This window comes from Listeria monocytogenes, assembly GCF_041765605.1.
GTDB classification, from domain to species: domain Bacteria; phylum Bacillota; class Bacilli; order Lactobacillales; family Listeriaceae; genus Listeria; species Listeria monocytogenes_D.
The window spans coordinates 2,382,781-2,407,510 of sequence record NZ_CP168900.1; the positions used below are offsets into that span (position 1 = coordinate 2,382,781).

The 24,730-nt window shown below is 38.8% G+C and carries 25 protein-coding genes; 2 read left to right on the forward strand and 23 right to left on the reverse strand.

The window, feature by feature from the left end:
- Nucleotides 1–83: 83 nt before the first annotated feature.
- The 3 genes from AB2Q86_RS12060 to AB2Q86_RS12070 are packed head-to-tail and all read right to left on the reverse strand — an operon-like array spanning nucleotide 84 to nucleotide 3,656.
- The gene (locus tag AB2Q86_RS12060) at nucleotides 84–1,982 is read right to left on the reverse strand and encodes a fructose-specific PTS transporter subunit EIIC (RefSeq protein ID WP_012580843.1); all 1,899 of its coding nucleotides are present in this window, start codon (nucleotides 1,980–1,982) and stop codon (nucleotides 84–86) included.
- Nucleotide 1,983: 1 nt separating this feature from the next.
- Nucleotides 1,984–2,907: a 1-phosphofructokinase gene (pfkB, locus tag AB2Q86_RS12065; protein ID WP_012580842.1), complete on the reverse strand. Its 924-nt coding sequence runs from the start codon at nucleotides 2,905–2,907 to the stop codon at nucleotides 1,984–1,986.
- Nucleotides 2,904–3,656 carry a DeoR/GlpR family DNA-binding transcription regulator gene (locus AB2Q86_RS12070; RefSeq protein ID WP_003727734.1) on the reverse strand — a complete coding sequence of 251 codons (753 nt, stop codon included), beginning with the start codon at nucleotides 3,654–3,656 and terminating at the stop codon, nucleotides 2,904–2,906. The genes pfkB and AB2Q86_RS12070 overlap by 4 nt, the downstream gene beginning before the upstream one ends.
- A gap of 217 nt (nucleotides 3,657–3,873) precedes the next feature.
- Here AB2Q86_RS12070 and pepC point away from each other — a divergent pair, with 217 nt between their 5' ends.
- Nucleotides 3,874–5,199 carry an aminopeptidase C gene (gene pepC, locus AB2Q86_RS12075; protein ID WP_012580841.1) on the forward strand — a complete coding sequence of 442 codons (1,326 nt, stop codon included), beginning with the start codon at nucleotides 3,874–3,876 and terminating at the stop codon, nucleotides 5,197–5,199.
- On the opposite strand, the gene AB2Q86_RS12080 is transcribed toward pepC, so the two are convergent.
- The 13 genes from AB2Q86_RS12080 to ssuE form a co-directional block, all read right to left on the reverse strand.
- The gene (locus AB2Q86_RS12080) at nucleotides 5,196–5,639 is read right to left on the reverse strand and encodes a DUF523 domain-containing protein (RefSeq protein ID WP_012580840.1); all 444 of its coding nucleotides are present in this window, start codon (nucleotides 5,637–5,639) and stop codon (nucleotides 5,196–5,198) included. The genes pepC and AB2Q86_RS12080 overlap by 4 nt on opposite strands.
- An 80-nt stretch (nucleotides 5,640–5,719) precedes the next feature.
- Nucleotides 5,720–6,631 carry a pseudouridine-5'-phosphate glycosidase gene (locus AB2Q86_RS12085; protein ID WP_003727733.1) on the reverse strand — a complete coding sequence of 304 codons (912 nt, stop codon included), beginning with the start codon at nucleotides 6,629–6,631 and terminating at the stop codon, nucleotides 5,720–5,722.
- Nucleotides 6,628–7,746, reverse strand: a complete 1,119-nt coding sequence (locus AB2Q86_RS12090) for a carbohydrate kinase (RefSeq protein WP_003729970.1) — start codon at nucleotides 7,744–7,746, stop codon at nucleotides 6,628–6,630. The genes AB2Q86_RS12085 and AB2Q86_RS12090 overlap by 4 nt, the downstream gene beginning before the upstream one ends.
- A gap of 132 nt (nucleotides 7,747–7,878) precedes the next feature.
- A complete protein-coding gene (locus tag AB2Q86_RS12095) occupies nucleotides 7,879–8,580 on the reverse strand; it encodes a pseudouridine synthase (RefSeq protein WP_003729971.1) in 702 nt (233 codons plus the stop codon).
- Nucleotides 8,581–8,652: 72 nt separating this feature from the next.
- Nucleotides 8,653–9,975: an LLM class flavin-dependent oxidoreductase gene (locus tag AB2Q86_RS12100; RefSeq protein WP_012580839.1), complete on the reverse strand. Its 1,323-nt coding sequence runs from the start codon at nucleotides 9,973–9,975 to the stop codon at nucleotides 8,653–8,655.
- On the reverse strand, nucleotides 9,972–10,238 hold the full coding sequence (locus AB2Q86_RS12105; RefSeq protein ID WP_003729973.1) for a glutaredoxin family protein: 267 nt from the start codon (nucleotides 10,236–10,238) through the stop codon (nucleotides 9,972–9,974). Before AB2Q86_RS12105 ends, AB2Q86_RS12100 begins: the two co-directional genes overlap by 4 nt.
- The gene (locus AB2Q86_RS12110; RefSeq protein ID WP_012580838.1) at nucleotides 10,231–11,226 is read right to left on the reverse strand and encodes an LLM class flavin-dependent oxidoreductase; all 996 of its coding nucleotides are present in this window, start codon (nucleotides 11,224–11,226) and stop codon (nucleotides 10,231–10,233) included. Before AB2Q86_RS12110 ends, AB2Q86_RS12105 begins: the two co-directional genes overlap by 8 nt.
- Nucleotides 11,223–12,002, reverse strand: a complete 780-nt coding sequence (locus tag AB2Q86_RS12115; RefSeq protein ID WP_003729975.1) for an amino acid ABC transporter ATP-binding protein — start codon at nucleotides 12,000–12,002, stop codon at nucleotides 11,223–11,225. The genes AB2Q86_RS12110 and AB2Q86_RS12115 overlap by 4 nt, the downstream gene beginning before the upstream one ends.
- Entirely contained in the window at nucleotides 11,999–12,706 is a 708-nt protein-coding gene (locus tag AB2Q86_RS12120) for an amino acid ABC transporter permease (RefSeq protein ID WP_003729976.1), read from the reverse strand. Before AB2Q86_RS12120 ends, AB2Q86_RS12115 begins: the two co-directional genes overlap by 4 nt.
- A 13-nt stretch (nucleotides 12,707–12,719) precedes the next feature.
- Nucleotides 12,720–13,436: an amino acid ABC transporter permease gene (locus tag AB2Q86_RS12125; protein WP_003729977.1), complete on the reverse strand. Its 717-nt coding sequence runs from the start codon at nucleotides 13,434–13,436 to the stop codon at nucleotides 12,720–12,722.
- Between the two features lie 21 nt (nucleotides 13,437–13,457).
- Nucleotides 13,458–14,267, reverse strand: a complete 810-nt coding sequence (locus tag AB2Q86_RS12130; protein ID WP_003725119.1) for an amino acid ABC transporter substrate-binding protein — start codon at nucleotides 14,265–14,267, stop codon at nucleotides 13,458–13,460.
- Nucleotides 14,268–14,283: 16 nt separating this feature from the next.
- The gene (locus AB2Q86_RS12135) at nucleotides 14,284–14,820 is read right to left on the reverse strand and encodes a GNAT family N-acetyltransferase (protein ID WP_012580836.1); all 537 of its coding nucleotides are present in this window, start codon (nucleotides 14,818–14,820) and stop codon (nucleotides 14,284–14,286) included.
- A 15-nt stretch (nucleotides 14,821–14,835) separates the two neighbouring features.
- On the reverse strand, nucleotides 14,836–15,381 hold the full coding sequence (gene ssuE / locus AB2Q86_RS12140) for an NADPH-dependent FMN reductase (RefSeq protein ID WP_012580835.1): 546 nt from the start codon (nucleotides 15,379–15,381) through the stop codon (nucleotides 14,836–14,838).
- A 242-nt stretch (nucleotides 15,382–15,623) separates the two neighbouring features.
- On the opposite strand from ssuE, the gene AB2Q86_RS12145 reads away from it, so the two are divergent.
- A complete protein-coding gene (locus AB2Q86_RS12145; protein WP_012580834.1) occupies nucleotides 15,624–16,523 on the forward strand; it encodes a LysR family transcriptional regulator in 900 nt (299 codons plus the stop codon).
- A 26-nt stretch (nucleotides 16,524–16,549) separates the two neighbouring features.
- On the opposite strand, the gene AB2Q86_RS12150 is transcribed toward AB2Q86_RS12145, so the two are convergent.
- The 7 genes from AB2Q86_RS12150 to AB2Q86_RS12180 form a co-directional block, all read right to left on the reverse strand.
- Nucleotides 16,550–18,502, reverse strand: coding sequence for a sodium:proton antiporter (locus tag AB2Q86_RS12150; RefSeq protein WP_012580833.1), 1,953 nt, complete (start codon nucleotides 18,500–18,502; stop codon nucleotides 16,550–16,552).
- Between the two features lie 123 nt (nucleotides 18,503–18,625).
- Complete coding sequence (locus AB2Q86_RS12155; RefSeq protein WP_012580832.1) at nucleotides 18,626–20,224, reverse strand: amidohydrolase; 1,599 nt, start codon at nucleotides 20,222–20,224, stop codon at nucleotides 18,626–18,628.
- Nucleotides 20,225–20,226: 2 nt separating this feature from the next.
- A complete protein-coding gene (locus AB2Q86_RS12160; RefSeq protein WP_003727726.1) occupies nucleotides 20,227–21,468 on the reverse strand; it encodes an MFS transporter in 1,242 nt (413 codons plus the stop codon).
- A 200-nt stretch (nucleotides 21,469–21,668) separates the two neighbouring features.
- Nucleotides 21,669–22,280, reverse strand: coding sequence for a hypothetical protein (locus tag AB2Q86_RS12165; protein WP_012580831.1), 612 nt, complete (start codon nucleotides 22,278–22,280; stop codon nucleotides 21,669–21,671).
- A gap of 189 nt (nucleotides 22,281–22,469) precedes the next feature.
- Nucleotides 22,470–23,000: an HdeD family acid-resistance protein gene (locus AB2Q86_RS12170; protein ID WP_012580830.1), complete on the reverse strand. Its 531-nt coding sequence runs from the start codon at nucleotides 22,998–23,000 to the stop codon at nucleotides 22,470–22,472.
- A 15-nt stretch (nucleotides 23,001–23,015) separates the two neighbouring features.
- Nucleotides 23,016–23,747 (reverse strand): glucosamine-6-phosphate deaminase, encoded by a 732-nt coding sequence (locus AB2Q86_RS12175; RefSeq protein WP_003729984.1) that lies wholly within the window; start codon nucleotides 23,745–23,747, stop codon nucleotides 23,016–23,018.
- 43 nt (nucleotides 23,748–23,790) lie between these two features.
- Entirely contained in the window at nucleotides 23,791–24,636 is an 846-nt protein-coding gene (locus AB2Q86_RS12180) for a Cof-type HAD-IIB family hydrolase (RefSeq protein ID WP_003729985.1), read from the reverse strand.
- Nucleotides 24,637–24,730: the final 94 nt, after the last annotated feature.

Here is a 24,730-nt window from a genome sequence, read left to right on the forward strand (position 1 = left end):
CAGTATAGCAATTTTTCAGAAAGAATTCGAGAAATTACTAAAAAGAAATCGCCTTTTTAGTTTCAAAAGACGATTTCGATATTTTATACAGTTGGTTTCTTGCGTAGAACACCAATTAATGCAGCACTGATTATAGTTCCAATAATAATTGCAAAGATATAGAACCATGGTTGCGATACAAGGAAGATAACGAAAACTCCTCCGTGAGGTGCTAATACTTTAATGTTTAAGAACATGACAATTGCGCCTGTGATAGCACTTCCGGCAATGAAACTCGGAATCATCCGAAGTGGATCAGCTGCCGCGAATGGTATCGCTCCTTCTGTAATGAATGAAGCACCTAGAATGGAGTTAGTTAAACCTGCATCACGTTCTTGAGCTGTAAATTTATTTCTAAAGACAAGAGTTGCTACAAATGTTGCCAGTGGTGGTACCATACCAGCAGCCATTGTCGCAGCCATGATTGCACTCCCGCCTGTTGCTACACTTGCTGCAAGGGTACCAGTTGCGAATATATATGCAGCTTTATTAATCGGTCCACCTAAGTCGGCTGCCATCATTGCTCCTAACAGCAATCCTAGAATAACAGCATTTGTTCCACTTAAACTATTTAAGAAATCATTTAACCATGTGTTAAGTGCGCTCATTGGTACATTTAATAGCAACATTAAAAGTCCGACAATTAACACAGATAAAACTGGATAGAATAAAACTACTTTAATACCATCTAATGTTTTTGGTAGCTTTTTAAGCGCAAGTTTTATTAATTCAACTGCATAACCTGCAAGGAAACCACCGACAAGTGCGCCAAGGAATCCTGCACCACCAACAGAAGCCACTCCACCGGCTACAAAACCGGCTACAAGTCCTGGTCTGTCCGATATACTATAGGCAATGTAACCCGCAAATACTGGAAGCATAAAGCCAAATGCAACATCACCAATTTGTTTTAATAGTGCCGGGATTTCGTTATATGATCCTAGCTTTGCAAGTTGATCCTGAGGCACACCTAACATTTGATCAAGCATAAATGCAATAGCGATGGCAATACCTCCACCAATTACAAATGGTAACATGTGAGAAACACCGCTCATTAGATGCTTGTAAATTTGTTGGCCGATAGAAAGACCGTCCGCACTTTCTGTTGCTTGACTGCCTTCCTCAGCTTTATAAACTGGGGCATTGCCTGAAATTGCTTCATTAATTAACTCGTCTGGTTTATGAATTCCTGCTGCAACTGGTTTCGCAATTAAATGTTTTCCATCAAAACGAGGCATATCTACTTGTACGTCAGCTGCAATAATAACGCCATCAGCTTCAGCAATTTCTTTATCTGTTAAACGATTTTCTACACCTCTAGAACCATTAGTTTCTACTTTAATTCGTACGCCTAGTTTATTGGCAGTTTCTTGTAATTTTTCCGCCGCCATATAAGTATGTGCAATCCCTGTTGGACACGCTGTAACCGCTACGACTGATTTACCTGTGTCATTTGTAGATGTTGGGGTAACTACGGTTTCTTCCGAGTCTTCTTGTTCATTATTAAATAACTCAATTACTTCATCTGGTGTTTTTGCATCTCTTAATGATTGAACAAAAGTGGGATGAACTAACAATCTGGACAATGCTGCTAAAGTTTCTAAATGAGTTGCATTAGCACCTTCCGGAGCAGCAATCATAAAGAATAGGTGTGCAGGTTGGCCATCTAAAGCTTCATAATCTAATCCTTTTTCACTCTTAGCAAAAACAACTGTTGGTTCATTGACTGCTTTTGTTTTCGCGTGAGGCATTGCGATTCCTTCGCCTACACCAGTAGAACTTTGTGCTTCACGATTCATTATAGCTTCCTTAAAGAGTACCTCATCATTAATTTTCCCATTACTCTTTAATGAAGCAATCATTTCATCAATGGCAGTTTCTTTAGTCGTTGCTTGTAAAGACATAATCATAACATCTTTGCTTAATAAGTCAGTGATTCTCATTTTAGTTCCTCCCTGTTTTTTTAGTAATCTTCACTTGTGGTAATAGTTTATCTATTAGTTCTTTTTGGGCTAAATCAGTTGAGAATGCGGTTGCTCCGCCCGTTGCAACTCCTGCAGCAAATGCTTTCACAGGATCTCTCGTTTTATCAAAAGTGCCAACAAAGCCAGCAATCATTGAGTCTCCAGCACCTACAGAGTTTTTTAGTTCTCCTTTTAATGCATCAGCGAAGTAGACATCTTCTCCTGTAAATAGAAGAGCTCCATCACCCGCCATAGATACGATGACATGTTGCGCCCCTAATTCTAAGCATTTTTTTCCGTATGGAATAAGTTCTTCTACACTATTTAACTCGACACCAAATAGTTCCGCTAACTCATGGTGGTTCGGTTTAATTAGAATAGGACGATTTGGTAAGGCATCCAGTAGTTCTTTACCAGTTGTATCAATCATAAATTCAGCATTTTTTTCTTTGCAAATCCGAATTATTTTATTGTAAAAATCATTTCCAAGTGATGGGGGAACACTACCAGATAGAATGACTATATCGTTAGCAGTTACTTTATCCATCACTTTCAAAAATTCATTGATTTCCTTTTCAGAAATAGCTGGCCCTAGACCATTAATTTCTGTTTCTTCTCCGTGTTTTAGTTTGATATTAATACGAGTATCATCTTTCACTGTTACAAAGCCAGTTTTCACACCTTCGTTTTGTAGCCAGTCTTTGATAAAATTGCCTGTAAATCCACCTAAAAAACCTGTAGCGAGACTTGGTACATTTAATTGATTTAAAACTCTGCTGACATTAATTCCTTTGCCACCAGGTAATTTATAATCTTGCTTCATGCGATTAAGTCCGCCAAGATTTAATTGGTCGATTTGTACAATATAATCAATTGATGGGTTTAAAGTAATTGTATAAATCATTTTTCTACCTCGATTATTTTAGTTTTTTGGATAAAGGATTCTTTTACTGCAGAAGGAATATAGTCTGTCACAATAGTTGCTTCTTCTATTGAAAACATTTTTGAAAAATTCACTTCATTAAATTTTGTATGGTCCGCTACAACAAAAACGCGATCAGCACGTTCTTTTGCAGCACGTTTTACAAATGCCTCTTCCATATCAGGTGTTGTGTAGCCATGCTCCGGATGCATCGCGTTGGTACCAATGAAAGCTTTATCAAAATGATAGTTTTGAATGTTATCTAAGGCAACTGCACCAATAATTGCTTTTGTATGCACTTTCATTTTACCGCCTAAAAGATAAGCATCTATATTTTGACGAACTAGCTCTTCAATATGGGTTAATCCATTTGTCACTACGGTGATGTTTCGATTTGCTAGGTGAGTAATTAATTCTAATGTTGTGGATCCTGCATCTAAATAGATACAATCATTTTCTTCCACTAAGCTTGCACAATATGCAGCAATTACTTTTTTACTTTGAATGTTTTTGAATGATTTTTCATTCATACTTGGTTCTTGATTATGAAGTTTTACAAGTTTCGCCCCGCCGTGTACGCGCTGAATTAATCCTTGTTCTTCTAACTCGATTAAATCACGGCGAATGGTTGACTCTGAGGTAGCAAGACCTTCAACTAATTCTTGTAATTTAATCACACCAAGTTTCTCAATACTCTCCATAATAAGTTGTTTACGCTCTGCATTTAACATTATTACTCCTCCATCCAAAGTCAGTTTAACATCTTTTTCTTTCAAAATCAACCGTTTTCATTCAAAAACAATCACTTATTTTCAAATTCATTCATATTATACCATGTATATCGCCATAATCCTTCACGATTATTCATTCAGCGTTTTTCTTATACAGTTCTAATTTTTAGCAGTATACTTGGTTAGAAGATAATTTTCGTTTTAGGAGGAGTTATTCATGCATACAGAATTAACATTTGAGCAATTAGAAAGTTTTTCAAAGAAATGGCGTGAAAATCCAGATAAATTGGTATTTCAAGCTAGTATTATGAAAAATGGGATTAAAGCAGCCACTGAGAATCCAGCATCAAAAGTTAGCATTCGACCTGTCTTTTCCCATGAAGTTGCGACAGATAAAGTTTCCAATCAACAACAAAGCGGAAGATGTTGGATGTTTGCAGCATTAAATACGTTTCGCCATAAGTTAAACGGAACGCTTGGTTTGAAGGATTTTGAGTTGTCACAGAATTATACTAATTTTTGGGACAAACTTGAGAAAGCAAATTATTTTTTAGAGAATATTATCGAAACAGCGAACGAAGAGGAAGATAGTCGATTAGTTTCGTGGTTGCTTGATACACCGCAGCAAGATGGTGGCCAGTGGGATATGTTAGTTTCCATTATCGAAAAATATGGGGTGGTCCCAAAATCAGCTATGCCTGAAACATTCCAAAGTAGTAAGTCTGCTGATTTAAACCACATATTAAATGAAAGACTTCGTACGGATGCGGTTATTTTGAGAAATGCTATTGCTGAGAAGAAAGATACTGCAGACTTGAAAGAAGAAATGCTTGCTGAGGTCTATCAACTCTTAGTTATGACTCTAGGCGAACCACCTAAAGTATTCGATTTTGAGTATCGAAATAAAGATAATGAATTTAAACAAGATTTACAAATTACACCGAAAGATTTTTATAAACGCTATGTAGATATGGATTTGAAAGATTATATTCCACTTATTAATGCGCCAACCAAAGATAAACCTTTTAATCAAGCTTTTACAGTGGAATATTTAGGCAACATTGTAAATGGTACACCTATTAAGTATTTGAATGTAGAAATGGATGTCTTGAAAAAAGCTGCCGCTGATCAGATTAAAGATGGGGAAACAGTTTGGTTTGGATGTGATGTTGGACAACTTTCAGAACGGAATACCGGTATTATGGATACGAATATTTTCTTGCTTAATCAGACTTTTGGCTTTAAAACTGCGATGACTAAAGCTGAACGCCTGGATTATAAACACAGTATGCTTACACATGCGATGGTATTAACTGGAGTGAACATTGCTAATGGAGAAGTAAATCGCTGGAAAGTGGAAAATAGTTGGGGAGAAAAAATTGGTAATAATGGTTATTTTGTTGCTAGCGATGCTTGGATGGATGAGTTTACATTCCAAGTAGTGGTGCATAAAAAATATCTATCTAAGGAATTAATTGAATCCTTTAACCAAAAGCCAATTGTGTTAAAACCTTGGGATCCAATGGGTTCGCTTGCACTTTAAAATGCGAATTCTGAAATGATTTTTATTCCATTCATTTGAAAAAGAGCTGCTGCTACGCCGGTACCATCTTTTATTTTTCCTGAGAAGGTACCGTCGTAAATAGCACAGCTACCACAAGATGGACTTTTTTCCTTCATGATTATTTGCGTAATACCGAGTTCTTGCATTTTAACGAGAGTAAGTCTCGCTCCGTTTTTATATTCTTCTGTCACATCTGTTCCTTTGTTATCAATGACTTTTGCATGTCCTAACCAGACATCTTTGCCATCACCACCTATTATTTCTGCTGGATTTCTTGGTGTAGGCAGTCCGCCGGTAACTTCTGGACAAAAAGGAATCGCCTCTCCTCTTTCTACCATTTGTTTTATTTTGGTTATTTCTTTATCTTTCCCGTCATATCTACAGGCAATTCCGGCTAGGCAAGCACTTACTGCAATCATTTTATTTTCCTCCTTTATATTCACATTTATTTTAACATAAAAAAGCTGCCCCCAACTTATAGGCGACAGCTCTGAGATTATTAGATATTTTGGTATGCTACGGCGATTTGCGTACCGATTAAAGCATTGTGTTTTACAAGCTCGATATTTGCTTCGAGGCTCTTACCATCTGTTAGTTCTTTTACTTTACCAAGTAGGAATGGTGTAACGTCTTTCCCGTGAATGTGATTTTCTTCTGCTTCTTTAAGCGCTGTTTGGATTACATCGTTAATTACTTTTTCGTCCATAGCGAATTCTTCTGGGATTGGGTTAGTAATTACTGCGCCACCTTCGATTTGAAGATCCCATTTTGCTTTAAGTGATTCTGCGATAACTTCTGGAGCATCTGCTCGTAATGTTAATTCTACATCACTTGAACGAGTGTAAAATGCAGGAAGTACGTCTGTTTGATAGCCAATTACTGGAACGCCTTTTGTTTCTAGATATTCCATTGTTAAGTTTAGGTCTAGGATTGATTTAGCTCCGGCGCAAACAACAGCAACATTTGTTTTCGCTAATTCTTCTAAGTCAGCTGAAACGTCCATTGTTGTTTCGGCACCACGGTGAACACCACCAATTCCGCCAGTTACAAAGATGCCGATTTCTGCTAATTCAGCACAAATCATGGTTGCTGCTACAGTTGTCGCTCCAAGTTGTTTTGTTGCAATAAGGTAGCCGATATCACGACGAGAGACTTTTGCTACATTGCTACTTTTAGCGAATAGTTCTAATTCTTCATCAGAAAGACCGATTTTAATTTTTCCGTCGATTAATGCGATAGTTGCTGGTACTGCACCGTTGTCGCGAATAATTTGTTCTACATCACGTGCCATTTCAACATTTTGCGGGTAAGGCATACCGTGAGAGATAATAGTAGATTCTAGCGCAACAATTGCTTTTCCTTCTGCTTTTGCTTGTTTTACTTCTTCGGATAATGATAGATAATTTTTCATTTGAATTCCTCCAGGTCTTTTTGTAGTTGGGATGTCGATAAATTTTGGCGAACTGTATACTCAGATTCCAGTGTTCGCGCAGCATTTACGCTCCCTGCTTTTAAAATTTCTTGCAATGCTTTTCCTTCTAGCCATGCGTAGATAACCGCGGAGCAAAATGCATCTCCCGCTCCTGTCACGTCGACAATATTTTCAATTACAATTGCTGGTTCAAAAATAGTGCCTTCTGCTTTGTTTGCTGCTACTGCGCCTTTGCTGCCATTTGTAACAATGACATTTTTCACGCCTAAATCTAGCCATTTTTGCGCAGCTAAACGCCAGTCTTCATCGTTTTCAATCGTCATATCTAGGTGCGTTTCTGATTCATCTCGGTTGCATATTAGCCAAGTCACGTGATCCAAGCGTTCTGGTAAATGCGACATTTTTGGCGAAGATACGGGAACAAGTACTAGTGGGATTGAATTGATTTCGGCAAAGCTGCCAAGATATTCTAGTGTTTCTTTCGGACAGTTTAAATCCGCAATGATTGCGCTCGCCTGACTAAGTAAGCCTTCATTTTTCGCAAGTACATCCGGAGTTAAGTGGTCGTATGCATCCATGTCCGCTAGCGCAACGAGTAAGTCTCCATTGTTTTCGAGTACCGCTGTATAAGAACCTGTTGCGATGCTCGGGAATGCTGTGACGTAATCTAAGTTCATATATGTATTACTAGCATTTTTGACAGCTTCCCAGTCGGAGTCTGTTCCACAAGCAGTGAGTAATATAACTTCTTTTCCAAGGCGGCCAAGGTTTTCGCCTACGTTTCTAGCAACGCCACCAGCACTTTGTGTTGAGCGCACTGGGTTTGATGTGGCTAGTTGGGCCTTGTCTTTAATGTAAAACTTCCGATCGACGTTGGCTCCACCTATACAAACGATTTGTTTCGCTTCATTTAATATATAGGCTTTCCCTAAAATGCGACCTTTCTTAATAAGGCCAGATATAAGGTTTGCGACTGTCGGTCTTGATAAATCAAGTATATCAGCAAGTTCTTGTTGAGAAATGTAAGGATTTTTACGGATGGAATTGAAAATTATCTCTTCCTTTTCGTTCATTTTCGCTTTATTATTCTCCACGATATAATGCACCTCCATTCCAAACTTTTGTTTTATTTTCAAACACATGTTTATTATATATGTAAATGCTTTCTTTTGCAAACTAAAAAACGAAAATCCGCTTCTTTTTAAAGAGAGAATTTTCGTTTCAAATTATTTATTTTGAAGGATAGCTAGTTCTGTTTCGGTTAATGGGCGGTATTCGCCGAGTTCGAGAGACTCATCTAATTGCAAATTACCCATCGAAATTCGTTTTAAATAGCTGACTGTTTTCCCGCGAGCAGCGAACATTCTTTTTACTTGGTGGAATTTCCCTTCTTGGATAGTTACTTTTATTTCATTTGGGTTGATAATTTCTAGTCGTGCGGGTTTGCAAGTGTAGCCATCATCAAGTGTGATTCCGTCTGCAAAAGCTGTGACGTCTTCTGCCACAACGTCTCCATCAATTTTAGCATAATATGTTTTATCAATATGCTTTTTTGGTGATAGCAAATTGTGCGCGAGTGTCCCGTCGTTAGTTATAATAAGCAACCCTTCTGTATCTTTGTCTAAACGTCCAACAGGAAATGGATTAGTTAACGTATCTTCTTGAGCGAGCAAGTCAATGACAGTTTCTGATACATTGTCTTCCGTTGCGCTCACCACATTTTGCGGTTTATGGAGCATAAAATAAACGAATTCTTGGTAAACGACTGGTGTTCCATGGACGGTTACTTGGTCTTTATCAGGGTTTACTTGTGTTTTGCTATCTTTTTGGATAGTGCCATTCACGACAACTGCCCCGGATTTGAGTAATGGTTTCACTTCTTTACGGCTCCCGAAACCTGTATGGGACAATAATTTATCTAAGCGCATGGTTTAGCTCCTTTTTTCTTTTATTGTAACAAAAAAACGAAGCTTCCTCAAAGGCGCTCCGTTTTCTTCCTATTATTTAGTTTCGACTGCTTGTTTATTTTTAGGAATCGCGATGCCTAGATTCCCTCTTAGTGTAGAAGCTGGATATTCCGTTCGGTACAAACCACGACTTTGTAATAGCGGAATTACTTGTTCGACAAAAGTTTCAAAAGCTCCCGGGATATCAGATGCGATAATAAAGCCATCTGCTGCCTCATTTTGGAACCAGACTTCAATTAAATCAGCGACTTGTTCTTTTGTTCCTAGGAAAGGTGTTTTTGGGGTTGCTGCTTCTGTCGCCACTTGACGAAGAGTTAGTTGACGTTCTTTAGCTTCTTTTTTGATTCGGTCTGTTGTGCTTTGAAAAGCATTTTTGCCAATATCGCCAAGGTCTGGGAAAGGAGCATCCAAATCAAATTGGCTTAAATCGTAGTCATCAAAATATCGTGCGAGATAAGTGACCGCATTTTCAATTGGAATAAGGTTCGCAAACTCGGTATATTTTGCTTCTGCTTCTTCCAACGTATCCGCTACAATTGGGCTGATTCCCGGAAAAACCCGAATTTCTGCTGCATTTCTCCCCGCTTTTTCCGCGCGTGCCTTTACATCTTGATAAAATTCAATTGCTTCCTCTAATGAATCTGAATGCGTAAAAATGGCTTCTGCGTTTTGAGCAGCGAAATCGCGTCCTGTACTGGATGCACCTGCTTGGAAAACAACTGGCTCACCTTGTTTGGAGCGTGCTATATTTAACGGACCTTCTACTTGGAAATAATCGCCTTGATGATTTAAGCGATGTAATTTTTTTGGATTAAAAAACTCACCGGTTTCTTTATTATAAGTAAAGGCATCTTCTTCCCAAGAGTTCCAAAGACCTCGAACTACTTGTAAATGTTCTGCGGCAATGGTGTAACGATCGCTGTGGGTCGGGAGATTTTTCTTACTGTGATTTCGTGCGGCTCCTTCTTGCGGAGAAGTGACTAAATTCCAACCCGCTCGGCCGCCGCTAATGTGATCAAGGGAAGAAAGTTGTCTTGCTAGTGTGAATGGTTCTGTAAAGGAAGTCGAGAAAGTTCCGACAAGACCAATATTTTTCGTCGATTCTGCTAGCGCAGACAAAATGGTTATTGGTTCAAAGCGATTAAGAAAATGTGGAATAGATTTTTCGGAAATAAAGAGACCGTCTGCTATAAATATAAAACTAAAAAGTCCTTGTTCGGCAATTTGCGCGCGGGATTTATAGAAATCTAAATCGGTACTTGCAGCTGGGTTAATATCTGGATGGCGCCAACCGTCTGTAGTTCCTCCAACGCCGTGAATAATTGCGCCAAATTGGATTGTTTCTTTTCTAGTCATTTTACTTCCTCCTTTTCAAATAAGGCTTTTTCTAAATGTTCTATTCCGATTTCGGTAACTGCTTGGTAAATTCCTTTTTCTATGTCGCCGATTTCTACGACCGGCACGTGACGGATGCCGTATTTTGCTTGGAGAACTTCTCGCAAATAATCATGGTCGGTGACGTCGATATCTTGAAAAACGATTTTTTGCTCGGTTAAATAATCTTTGACATCTTTACAATAATGACACCCTACTTTACTCCAAACGACGACATTAGCCATGAACAACTTCCTCCTTTATCGATTCACTTAATAGTTGATAGGAATAACGTTTAATTTCCGCAGATTTGACTGGAGTTAAAACAACAAAATCTTGAATATTATATTCTTTTGAAAGTCGTTTGATTTCTGTCCCGACTTCTTGTTTGGTTCCTGTTATCGCGCCAATTCGTTGGGTAATAAACTGGTATGTTTGGTCGATATCTTTTACGTAGGCTTCCGCTTGTTCCCGTGATCCGACATTGACTCTGCGTCCGTCTGCAAGCTCGACTTTGATTGATTCCCGCTCTGGAACATGGCGATCTGCTGCGACTTTAGTTTCAGCTACTACAATAATTGGCGCTAATTGAAAGCTCACTTTTGTATTTATTCGGTACTTTTCAAATAATTCGCGTGCTTCTTTTAAAACAGACTCTTCTCCGTTAATAAAATAAGCGAAAACAAAAGAAATCCCTAGCTCAGCGGCTTGTTTCGCGCTCGCTGCACTTCCTCCAAGCAAAAATATCTCTGGTTTGTTTTCTGGAAGTGGTTTTGCTGCGATAGTTGCGTCGGAATACTGTGTGACAAAATCGACGAGTTCTTCCAATTTGGCATCAAAGGTTCGCGTAGGTTTTACGAAGTCTTTTTGAAGGGCATCGGTTGCTGGTTGAAATCCGCCGGGCGCTTTTCCGACACCAAGTGAAATACGACCGGGGGCTAAGTTTTCAAGCACATGAAATTGTTCAGCTACTTTATACGGACTATAGTGCTGCAGCATAATTCCGCCAGAGGCAAGTTTGATTGTAGTCGTTTTTGCAGCAATATATCCTAAAAGAACTTCCGGCGCCGCACCAGCTATTTCGTCTGAATTATGATGCTCAGCAACCCAAAAGCGATGATAACCAAGTTGTTCTGCCAATTGTGCAAGTTCTACGGTATTTTGCAAAGCTTCACTAGGTTTTTCGCCCGGATTAATAATACTTTGGTCCAAAATACTAAATCGAATCGTCATATGACACGCTCCTTTTTCACTTCTTTGATTTCATATAAATAATCCGCTGAAACTCGGTGTAAAAAGCGTTTTGTTCTTTCTTCTTTTGTATGATTAAACACTTCATCGGGGGTGCCTTGTTCAACAATTAGCCCGCCGTCCATAAAGACAACTTGATCTGCGACTCGTTTGGCGAACTCCATCTCATGTGTAACGACAATCATCGTCGCACCGGCACGCGCAATCTCCAGCATCACTTCCAATACTTCCCCTACAAGTTCGGGATCAAGTGCGGCGGTTGGTTCATCAAATAAAATGACGTCTGGATTAATTGCGAGTGCTCGTGCGATTCCAACGCGCTGTTTTTGTCCGCCGGAAAGTTGGGAAGGATATGCACTAAATTTGTCCGCTAAACCGACTTTCGTGAGCTCCCGTTCCGCAATTTCGCGTGCAATTTTTTTCGGCATTTTCCTTGCGACTGTTAGACCTTCCATCACATTTTGGAGGACTGTTTTATGTGAAAAGAGATTATATTGTTGGAAAACCATTGCTGTATTTTTCCGCAGTTGTAAAACTTCCTTTTTGGATGGTTTCTTGCAGTTAATTATTTGGTCGTGCATCGAAATTTCGCCATTTTCAGGTCGTTCCAGTAAGTTTAAGCAACGTAAAAAAGTTGTTTTTCCTGAGCCACTTGGACCAAGTATTGTGACCACTTCACCCTTTTTCACCGTTAAATCAATTCCTTTTAAAACCTTGTTTTCACCAAAGCTTTTTTGAATATTTTTAATTGTAATCATACTGTCCCTCCTTGATATTTAGCGATATTCTTTTCCAAAATGTAATTAATTGCTTCAATCAAAATAGTTAAAAACCAATAAATGAGTGCGGCACCGATAAACGCTTCGAGAAATGCGTAATTGTCTGATGCTACAATCGTTGCCATTCCGGTGATTTCAGGGACTGCGACGATGGCGGCGATAGATGTGGTATGTAGAAATCCGATACACAAATTCGTGAAATTCGGTAGGGCAATCATGAAGGCTTGCGGTAAGAGAACTTTCCGAATCGCTTGACCATGCGTGTATCCCACCGAGTAAGCAGCTTCCATTTGTCCGATATCAACCGCCATAATACCGGAGCGCAAAATCTCGGTTAAGTATGCACCCGCCGTGAAAGACAGCGCTATAATGACAAAAACAACGACCGGTATTTTATTTGCAGAAATCCCTAATCCGAATGATTTGCTCAAAAAATCCACCAATAGCGGAATGCCCAAGTAAATCAGCATAATATGCAAAATCGCTGGGGTGCTTCGAAAAAAAGAAACGTAAAATTTAGCAATCGGTTCTAAAAAGCGAACGTGATACATCCGAATAAGCGTCAGACCAATCGCGATAATGAAACCGAATAATATCGGAAAGAAGGTCATTGCAAGTGTTAACGGAATCGTTTTTAACATTGCCATTACAGCAGTTCCAATAAAAGGTACATCTAGCGGCATCATTATCTCTCCTTTATAACTCGATATCGAAAATACTCGTGAATCTGGTGTTTTCTTTTTTAACTCGTTTTTCAATCCATTTGAAGGAATATTCCAGTAAGACGGCCGTCAAATAGTAAATAATTGATAAAGAAATATAGACCTCTAGCGCGTGATTACTTAGTGTTATCAGCGTCTGACCTCTTCCTGACATATCCATTACACCAATCGAAAAAGCGAGCGATGTATCTTTCAAATAACCAATGACTAAATTGCCAAAATTCGGTAGAGCTTGATAGAGTGCTTGTGGCAAAATGATTCGTAAAAATGTTTGGCGCCCATTCAGTCCAACACTATAAGCTGCCTCAGTTTGACCGGCATCCACACTATTCACGCCTGCGCGAATCACTTCGGCAATGGTCGCTGCACTGCTTAACGCATAAGTCGCAATCGCAGCATAAAGGGGATCCATTTGTGATAAGTCAATGCCAACGATGCTTGAAAGTGCCGGGATTCCGTAGAAAACAATAAATAGTTGAACCATAATCGGAGTCCCACGGAAAAACGAAATATACACTCTGGCCAATTGATCTAAAACTGGAATCTTATAAATTCTTGGTAAAGATAGTAGAACACCTAATATAAATCCAAAAATAAGCGAGAGTGCCAAAATATACAACGTAATCGGTAAATAACCAGCTAACGTCGGAATAAAATCAGCAATCATTTTTACATCGAACGCTTTATCCATTTTAATGGCACCCTCCCTCGTTTAATATTGTTCTTTTGAATAATCTGCGCCAAGCCATTTTTCACTTAATTTTTTAAGTGTTCCATCATCAATAATAGATTGAAGCGCCTCATCTACATCTTTGCTTAGTTTAGTTTCATCTTTTCCGAGCATGAAGTATACTTTCGCATTAGATAGAACATCGCCAACTACTTTTTCTTTGATAGCGCTTGTTTTATTTTGGAAATCTACCGCGAATGGTGTAGAAATCGTTGCATCAGCGCGGCCAGTTTTCAGTTGGTTCGCTGTATCATTTGACCCTTGACCTTCATAAGCAATTTCAAAATTATTGCCTTGTTCTTCATTAATTTTCTTCAACACGAGTGCACCATTCGATGTTGCGCTTGTGATAACGCGTTTTCCAGCTAAATCTTTTGTGCTGTTTATGCTGTTATTACTGTCTAATACCGTCAATTGTAATGGGAAATTATTGTACGCTACATCATTAAATAAAAATTTCTTCTCGCGTTCTTTACTTTTTTCCATTTGATGCGCGACAATATCTACTTTTCCAGCTCCAAGGCTAACGAGTAAATTAGAAAAATCCATCGTTTTAAATTTAAATTTATAGCCAGGCAAACGTTTGTCGATTTCTTTTACTAGTTCGACGTCATAACCGGTTAATTTCCCATTTTCATCCAAAAAGCAGACATTTGGAAATTGCGTTCCAGTCCCAACCGTGATTGTTTGTACTTTTTGATTCGCTGCTTCTGGTTCTTCTTTTCCTCCACATGCGCTTAATGTTAATGCGGCTGTAAGAGCCAGTGCCAAAATCCCATATTTCTTTTTCATCCTTTTTCCCCCTTTTTTATGTCCAGCTAGGTATTCCGAGTAGTGTGGCATCGAATTTTTCCGGAATTAAGATTTTCCGCATCATAACACCCACATCACCGTCTTCCTCATGTTCAAAGTAGACCTCATAACCGCGGCGTAGATACATATCCAGCAACCACGGATGTTTTCTGGCAGAAGTTCCAAGTGTCAGTGCTGGTGCTTTTAGCGTGTCGCGAAGTACCCGTTCTTCTACATACGTTAATAATTTATCGCCAATCCCCTGTCCTGCAAGTTCCGGTGCCGTTGCAAACCACCAAACAAATGGATATTTAGAAGGTGGTGCGCTGCTCTCCCACGGAAAACGAACGGTAATCGTAGAAATTAATTTGCCGTTTCGTTCTAAAACAAATGCAGAAGAATTAACAATATTTTCTGTCACCATCGCCAAATCCGCATTCGTTGACGGCCAATCAATTCCTAATTCTTTCACCGATTGAAAAGCACTCGACAACAATTCCAAAAATTCCGGCGCATCATCCACAGTCGCTACTCTAAAAATATCTTCTGTCATTTCCCGCTCTCCTCCTTAAACTTCCACTGATTGTTGATTTAATAATGAAATAAATTGGTTTAAAGCAATATCTAGCCGTTCTTTCGCTGAAGATTCAATTTCATACAGCCCATCCCCGAGCCGTTCAATTTGTTTGTCTACCGTAAACTGTCCTTTTAATATCGTTTCTGCTCCAAGTTCCTTCAACACAGGATCAAGTGCGTATTGCAGTGCGAGCAAATGTCCGTTTGACCCGCCAAGCCCAAGTGGCAAAACGACTTTCCTTTTCAAAGCTTTGAGTGGCAAAAGATCCAAATAGGCTTTTAACACTCCTGAATAGGCTGCTTTGAAAATCGGGGTAGCAATAATAACGCCCGAACTTGATTCAATTTCGCTATTTGCCAATTGAATATCTGAATGCGCGAAATCCGCGGTGACTAATGCTTCTGCGTTTATTTTATGCACTTCGATGATGTTCACTTCTAAACCATTCGTTACTAATTCATTTGCTGCTAGTTGAGTTAATCCTGTAAGCCTGGATTCTGTTTTGATTCCCCCAGCAATAATTGTCACTTTCTCCATCAAATCGCCCCTTTTCAATCCCTATCAACTTACTTGGTTTTTAGATATTAGCTATACTATAAAGTAAAAGATTGGGTTTGGCTAATCAAAAAAACTAATGGCTAACCACAGTAATACTAATACTTCTGTCTCAATCCGCATTATTCCTATGAATTTTATCAGATTAATAAATTGCTTCTCCTATTTTTACGGTGTATACTGTTAGAAATATCAAAAAACTCCAATATGAAGGGGGAATTATATTGGAATTTCGAACCATTAAAACATTTTATACGGTGGTTAATACGGGAAGTTTTCAACGCGCAGCAGAAGTATTAAATTATTCGCAACCGACTATTTCGATGCGAATAAAACAGTTGGAACAAGACTTAGATGTTCAGTTATTCGAACGTGGCAAAACTTTAAAACTAACGCACGCAGGTAGATTATTTTACGAAAGGGCGGGCCAGCTCATCGCTCAATATGAAGTACTCGATCACACGATATTCGACTTAAAAAATGGCAACGCCGGCCTTATCAAAGTCGGAATTTCCGAGCCTAGCGCCAGTCTCGTTTTTCCGAAAATTTTAAAAACGTTTCTAGCGGATTTTCCGAAATTAATGGTGAATGTATCGGTGGATGATGCGAATACTTGTAGCCAAAAACTCATTGATGGGGAAATTGATTTTGCGATTTGCGGAGAACCAGAGCTGATTTTGGAAAACTTCTATTTTCCATTTTTCCATGATACGTTAGATTTAATCATTTCAGAAAGCCATCCGTTATCTTCACGTACTTCTGTGGAGTTACGTGATTTACGCGATGAATGCTTTATCTTCACACCGGCAAATTGCCCCATCCGCATCCAAATCGAACAGCATTTAAAACGTGCTATTGGTAGTGATTATAAGAAAATGGAGCTCACAAGTAGTATGTCACATAAGTATTTTGTCCGTGAAAATGTTGGTGTATCTATCTTTACTAGCACCGCGCACTCAGAACTACTTGATGGCACGATCCGCATTCCGATTGAAAATTTACCCATCTCACCGCCAATTGGACTTTTAACTAACCAAAAAGAAAAAGATTTTGACAGCACGACGAAAGAACTTATCGACCGGATTATTTATTATTTTGATGATAAAAAAAGACAGCTGGGCTAAAAAATTAGCTTAACTGTCTTTTTTTATTAAAATTCTAATTGCATATTCGCCTCTATCGCAAGTAAATTATCACGATACACTTTCATTTCTTTCCGCGTAATCGTGCCTTTTTCAAAGTAGTGTTGAATTGTTTCGCGCTCAATTTGTGAAGCTAAGTCGATTGTTGTTTGTAGCGCTTCATCATTGCTTTCTTTTTTATTTTTCCCACGGCCCAAAGCTCGCTCAAAATTCATTAAATAAAGCGAAATGATTTCTGGGTTATACTCATTTGAATCCAGTTCTTGTAGCTTTTGAATGACGAATAGATTGTTTTCATTTTGCAGTTTAGCAATTTCTTTTCTACGTTCTTCAAAAGTAAGAGGCACAAATCGGAAGTCTCGAAAACGATGACTTAATAACTGACGATACCGCATTCTCGCTCGGTACTTCTCTGCTCGTGTTTGGACGTAAAGTCGTTTTCCAAGCCGCATCATATGCGACAGTCCCACACCAGTATCAATTTTTCGTTCAAATACTAATCTTCTCGTATTTTCAAGTTGCCATTCTTGCGTTAAACGCCGCAATTCTTTTTCAGTAGCATTTACTTCCTTATGCTCCATCAAAGAGAAAATCCGATTATTATACATATTCAACACTTTATTCATTTCCACTGCATTTTCATCTGTTTTATATGCCTGTAATTGCTGCACAATATCGCGAAGTAGTACAATATCCGTCGTATGATCCGCCGCAACTTTATCTTTCTTATCTGCAAAAAGTGGCAAGGTGAAATTGGCCAAAAGTAGCGTCGTAATAATAACTCCAGCAGCAATAAAAATAAGTAAATCACGCTCAGGAAACGCATTCCCATTACCAAGAACAAAAGGTAACGAAAGCGCACTGACTAACGTAATTGTCCCGCGAACACCAGCCACAGTATAAAGAAAAGTATTTTTCAATCTGCTAACCAAGTCCACTTTCGGATTTTCCTCGTAATTGCGGAAAAACAAGATCCATAAAAACCTTAGCCCGAGCAGTAAGAAAGTGATTCCTAGTATATACACGAATAGCATACCTTTTTGAATATTAGCGTCTTGCCAAATCGTCATCAAAATTTGCGGTAATTGTGTCCCTAGTAAGATAAATACCAAACCATTCAAACTAAAAATAATAACAGACCACGTGTTTTTTGAAAGCAAGTTCAATTGCGCAATTTCAGGATTTAGTCCCTTGTAACTAAATGAATGCACCATTCCGCCACTAACTACCGCTAAAATCCCATTCACTCCAACTTTTTCTGCTACCATAAAAATTAAAAATGGTAACAAAATTTCCATCAGCATAAAAGAAGTCATATTTTCAATTCCTAGCTGACGTAAACCACGCATTAACATGATTTTCAGTAAACTAAGGACAGCTCCAAGCGCAATCCCACCTAATGAAAGAAGCAAAAAGCTTGTTCCAGCTGACATAAATGAGAATGTTCCTGTTACAAGCGCCAATACAGCAAACTGGAACGAAACAAGTCCGGAAGCATCGTTAATAAGCGATTCACCTTCCAAAATATGCATAATTTTATGGGGTACTCTTACCTTTTCAGCAAGCGCACCCACCGCAACAGCATCTGTAGGCGCAAGTGCCGCAGCTAACGCAAACGCCGCGGCAAAAGGTATCGCAGGAATTAAGTAGTGAATAAACGCACCCAGTACCCCAACCGTTACAAACACTAGACCAATCGATAATGACAAAATAGCCTTCCGATTTTTCCATAAAGATTTCTTATCCGTACTCGCACCATCGTTAAAAAGAATCGGCGCCATAAATAATAATAAAAATAATTCCGGATTTAAATCCATCGTATGATCCCCAAGCGGAATCGCCAAAATAATACCCAGTATTACTTGAATTAAAGGCACTGCTATCCCCGGCAAAAATCGGCTTAATACATTAGACAAAAACACCGCGCTCAACATTAATAAAATCAGTTCAAATATTTCCATTAATACATCCCTCGTTCCCGTATCCGTGCCACTGAGTCAAAAGCGTGGCATTTCTTCCGTTCCCATATTAGCAAAAAAGCTTTTCGAAAACATCCGTCTCTGTATGGAGTTTCCTAGCTATCTTCACTTTTTTTGATAGACAATTTGTTCATTTACAACCGTCATCACAACGCTCATTTGACGAAGGTCTGCTTGTTTCATTTGAAATGGATCTTCTGCCAAAATCGTAAAATCAGCAACAAAGCCTGGTGCAATTTGTCCACGTGTAGTTGTTTTGTAGCCCGCAAATGCCGCTCCTTTTGTATATAGTTGAATCGCTTCAAATACAGTGAGTGCCTGCTCTGGCCAATATTCCACTCCATCCAAATCTGCATTCGCCGTTCTAGTAACAGCCGCATGGATACCCCAAAACGGATTCGGCACTTCAATCGGCGCATCGCTTCCTCCAGCTAATGGGAAACCTGCCTGTAGAAGTGTTTTCCAGGCAAAAGCTAGCGGTGGATGATTTTCTCCAAGTACTTCTAGCGCCCACGGAAGATCACTCGCCATGAATTGTGGCTGTATATCAAATAGCACAGGTAGCCCAGCCGCTTCTTCTATTAGCGCTTCTGTAAGCCAAGGTGTGTGGATTAGTCTGTCGTATTGCCCTTCTTTAGGCGGATTGGCACGTAACGTTCGAATGACATTAGCAAAAGCTTGATCGCCTAAAATATGAATAGCAACAGGTAATCCTGCTTTTCGCGCTGCTTTAACCAAATCTTCAAACGCTTGATCAGAATGAATTTGCAGTCCTTTTTCATTAGGATTATCCGCATATCCCGCACTCATCAACGCCGTTCGCGAGCCAACTGTTCCATCATAGAAAATTTTCATCGCCCCTAATTCTAAAAAGGAATCCCCACTTACGAAACTTTCATTAGAAGCCGAAAAAGCAGCTAGTTCTGCGTGGTGAACCAGCAAATGCGCACGAAACGGCATTTTATTAGCACCAATAGTATTTCGAAAAGCAGCTAAAGTCGAAGCAAATCCCGTGAAATAATGTAAATCTTCCGAGTGTGCACCCGTTATGCCTTTCGACCATAGATCAGTTATCGCGATTTTAAGCCATGCGCTTAGTTCATAAGGCGTTGCTGCAGGGAAAGAATCTATCGCCATAGTCGTTGCATTATCTCTTAAAATCCCCGTAAAATCACCCGCTTTATCACGAACAATTTCGCCGCCACCATCAAAACCATTTTCCGAAAAGTCGGCAATATGCGCTTGTAGAGCAGAATTAATAGAAACACTATGATAATCAATGCGCCGAACTAAAATCGGATTTGTCTGGCTTACTTCATCTAAATCGGCCAAAGAAATCAACGTTTGTTCATCTGACCATTTATTTTCATCATACCCTTCCACAAACAACCATTCGTCACTAGCAAGTTGCTTGGTTCTTTCAGCAATCAGGGCTAGTGCCTCTTTTTTAGTAGTGGTTTGGTTTAAATTAAGACGTTCTAACGCTTGTCCATACCAAAGTAAGTGAATATGCGCATCAACGAAACCAGGAAATACCACTTTCCCTTCTAAATCAATCGTTTCGGTAATATTAGCCGCATATTGTTTTTCTAGTTCTCGTGCTTCTCCGACCGCATAAATATGACCGTTTTCTGTTAATACCGCAGAAACTTGATCCCCTTCAGCTGTCATTTGGTAAAAGGTAGCATTTTTCCATAATTTCATTTTTATTCCCCCTGATTGACGGAAATTTTCAAAGCAGCTTTATCTTGTTGGTCCTTTTTCTGTAAAATTTGTTGTAGTGTAATACTAATTAATGCGCATCCGAGTAAAATAAATGCCCCAATAAATAGAGCTTTAATGCCCCCGAGATTTTGAACGACAATTGCTCCTAAAAATGGTGCTAGCATGCGCGCCGCTGTTGCCATCCCATTCACAAGTCCTTGATACAAGCCAGCCGCTCCTTTTGGTGCAAGTTGATAAGCAATCGTTGGAATCGCTGGCCAAGCAAACATTTCCCCGAGCGTTAAGAAAATCATTCCGAGTACAAAGCCACTATACACACTTGCATTCATTGCGACTACAAAAGATAAGATAAATAAGAAAATACCGATATAAATTTGTGCGAGTAAGTATTTTTTAAATCTGTTTACAACGGGTATTAAAATGAGCTGCCCAAGTACAATCAGCGCGCCATTTAAACTCCATAAATTTCCGTATTCGCTCGATGTCACACCTTTGATTTCTGTCATGTACGTAGATAAATTCGACTGCCACTGCACATGCGGCAATTGGCAAAGCAAGTATGTCAATAATAATAGAATAAAAGAACACAAAGCTAGCTTAGTCGGAAATTCGCGTTTAGCGCCTTTTTTGCGATGTTTTGTTTCTGCGCTTACTCGCTCCGATTTCCAATCAATCTTGTGGAAAAAGAAGAAGAAATATCCCGCGAAAGCAATCGCAAATACAAAAGAACCAATGTATACATGACTCATTCCTTGTTTCGCTAGAAGCCCTGCAAGCAACGGACCAATAGCCACGCCAATATTTTGCGCTACATAAATCGCATTAAAACCAGTTCTTCCTCCAGTCGGATGTGTTAACCCTGCTGCTGCGTATAATCCAGAGAAGACCATCCCCATCGCGATACCAACCGCCCACAAATTCCAAATAAAGAACGGAAATCCGTGGAAAAAGCACAACGAAGCAGTTGAAAGCACTAATATAATCGTTCCAATCGTAAGTGAAATAAAACCAGAAAACCGGTCAAAAATAAGTCCACCGATAATACTAGAAACAATCCCCACTCCAGAATTTATCAACAACACTAATGAAGCATCCGTTGTCGACATCCCTAACTCTTGCGTCATGTAAATCATATTGAAAGGCCAAATAAACGATAGCCCTGTATATAGTAACACCATCCCAATAATTACAATCCATAAATCCTTTGGTAACCATTTTGTCATTTCCTACACTTTCCCTTCATTAAAACTCACCTTTTTTAGGGTATCACAACCATCCACATTCGAAAAGAAAAACTTCATCAAAAAACCACCTAGCAAAATTTGCTGGTGGCTAATAAGGGACTGGCGATAAATCCCTATCATGGTTACTTATAAGTGTACTATGAATTCGAATTTTTGTCTGTGCTAATATAAGAAATATTTCAATTATTTTTTTGCAATACTTTATTATAGGCCAAATCCCTCAAATAGTTATGAAATTGCAGTACATCTATTTCAAGGTAATAACCTAATTCATAGAGAATATGCTGCTGTTTCAATTCTTTCACTTGAAAAGCACATAGTTCTTTAGGAACAACTTGTATAATCTCTTGTCTAAAAAAATCTAGCGCTACTTTCCAAGAAGTTGTATGTAATCTTGAGGGCATTTCTTGGATGAGCCACTGAATGCAATCACTTTCATTTCGATCCAAAAAACCTTTTTCTATTCTTGTTAAATCAGCAAGCTTAACGTTTCCCATACTTTTCAAGATATCCTTTACATAGTTCAAAGGAATTTTCCAAGCCACCGTTTTAGAAAGGGGTTGGATTTTTGTCTCTTCTCGTGTAAAACCGAGAATGCTTCCTTTTCCCCAAGAACTGTTTCTAGCAGCACATTGTGTTACATTTCCTTCATCGATGGCATAAACATACTCATTGTTTTCAGGGCAAAGAACAATTTCTTCCTCGTTCCAATATACCAATTCGGCTACTTCTTGAAACCTTGGATTATTAGTTAACGTAAACATTAATTCCGTCGCAAATCTTTCCTGCATTTATCCCGCCTCCTCAAAATCCTTACATCAATTCATCTCTCTTTATCATAATAAAAAAAAAGCGAGTAGAGAGTTCCTAAAGAACCATCTTCTCGCTTCTTATGTCCATTTTGTGACAAAATTATTTTCCTGGTTTTCAAAATGTGGTTTTTTTAACGTTTTAACGAAAAATAGTATAAAAAATTATCATTATTTCTTAGAATCACCTTTTTGAATGACCCACCAAAGAGAAAGACATGTAATTCCTTGGAAAATAAAAAACAATCCAAGAATAATACCAATCGCAATCGCTACTAACGTATTTGTGAACAAGGAAATAACTGCGATAATTAATCCTATAATTCCCATGATAAGTAGTAAAGTCCATCCCGGAAATCCTTTTACAGCAAATGCCGTTAAAATTCGTAAAATCGCTGATGCTAATATCCAAATTGCGAAAATAATAATGAAAACTCGCTCTGCCATATTCGATTCGAAAATAGCAAATCCACCAACAAGGATAGATAAAATCCCATCCAACATAATCCATTTAGAAATGCCCCAATATTTACGTTCTCCAAAATAAGAAATCACTTCATTAATCCCATTTAAAACTAAAATTATCCCAATAAAAATAGTTAGTGCTTGCAGTGATGTACTTGGATTAAACATTAAATAAATTCCAAGACCAATCATCGCCACACCGAGAATTAAAACGAAATACGTGTATAACTTTCTCATGGTTTTGCCCCCTTTTTAGTGATTAGTAAGTAATGACCCTGCCGCTTCATCAATAATAAATACGACATTCGGATGGTTACGTAGAATCGACGCTGGACAACTTTCATCAATTGGTCCCTCAAGTAAACCTTTAACGGCCTCTGCTTTTCGTTCACCAGAAGCAGTGACTAAGATTTGTTTCGCATCCATCATATCAGCTAAGCCAAGTGTAAGCATTTGAGACGGCGCTTCGTCTTCTTTTAAGTTGTTGTACATGATAGTACTTTTAATAGTGGATTCATCGCTATCTGCCAAAAACAATCGCGCATCAAATGGTGTTCCTGGTTCATTAGCTCCAAGATGTCCATTTACCCCTAAGCCTAGAATTTGCAAATCGCGCTCATTTTCAGCCAAAATTTTCTTATAACGAGCAATTTCATCTGTAAAATCGGCTAAACTACCATCCAATAATTCTACTCTTTTTGGCATTTTGTTGATTAAATCATAGAATTTTTGGTGCATATATGTGTAAACAGTGAAGGAAGCATCGCGTTTAGCCACATACTCATCCAAATTCATTAAAAATACTTTTTCGATTGGAATTTCACCTGCATTAATTCCTTTTACAAGTCCCTCGAACATTCCATCAAAACTTGCTCCGGTAGTTGTATTAATTACCGGATTTTCATTTTCGTTAATGACTTGTTTGACAACTTCGAGCGCTTCTTGTGACATTTCTTCGTATGTTTTTGTTCTGATTAATTTCATAAAAATCCTCCTCTATATGCTTTCATTACCCGAACTATTTTTTCTAAAGCAAACCATGCTTTTCAAAACTTGCGTATAACCCATCTTCTTCAACGGATTTTGTTACTTCATCTGCAAGTAATTTTAGCTCTTCTTTTGCATTCCCCATTGCAATACCAGTTTCACAATAAGTAAGCATTTCTGCATCATTCATTCCATCACCAATGCCAATCGTCGCGTTCTTCTCTGCACCGATATGCGCTAGTAGAAATTCAATCGCGGTTGCTTTATGAATATCTGGCACCATCAGCTCTCCACTATCGTCTCCAAAAATAGGAACCGTACAATGTAAAACTTCAAATTTGCCGCTAAATTCATTTTTTATTTCTTCAAAAGGTACATTTTTATTTTCTAGGAAACAAGCTTTATTGACATCTGTGCGGTAAAGATTTGTTTCACCGTAAGTTAGGCTTGTCATGAAAGGATGCGGATTATTGGCTTTTTTCTCGCGCGCAATTGGGTCATTTTCGACATCGCCATAAACTAAGCTGTCTAAATGAGCTTCTAGATTTTCGCTTGCAAATAGCCCCCCGTTAGACTCCAAATAGAAATCTAAGTTCTTTTCATGAAAGAAATCTACCATATGAACAACGTCTTCATTCGCTACTTTTTTATGGTAAATAATTTCATCGTCTACTTCGATATAGCCGCCACCTGCACCAATAATCCCATCAAACCCGATGGATAAAATCGAGTCATACAGCTCTGGTTTAGAACGACCAGTACACAGATAGACTTGGTGACCATTGTTTCTAGCTTTTATTATCGCGGTTTTGGCAGATGCTGGAACAAGCCCATCATCCGTTACAAGCGTACCATCTACATCTACAAATACTATTTTTTTCGTCATGCAATACCTCTTTTCGTATGTTAATAGTTTAATTATAGCATTTCTTTGCAGGGAAGGCGCCCCATCGCGTAACAAAAAAGCAAGATTCCCATTT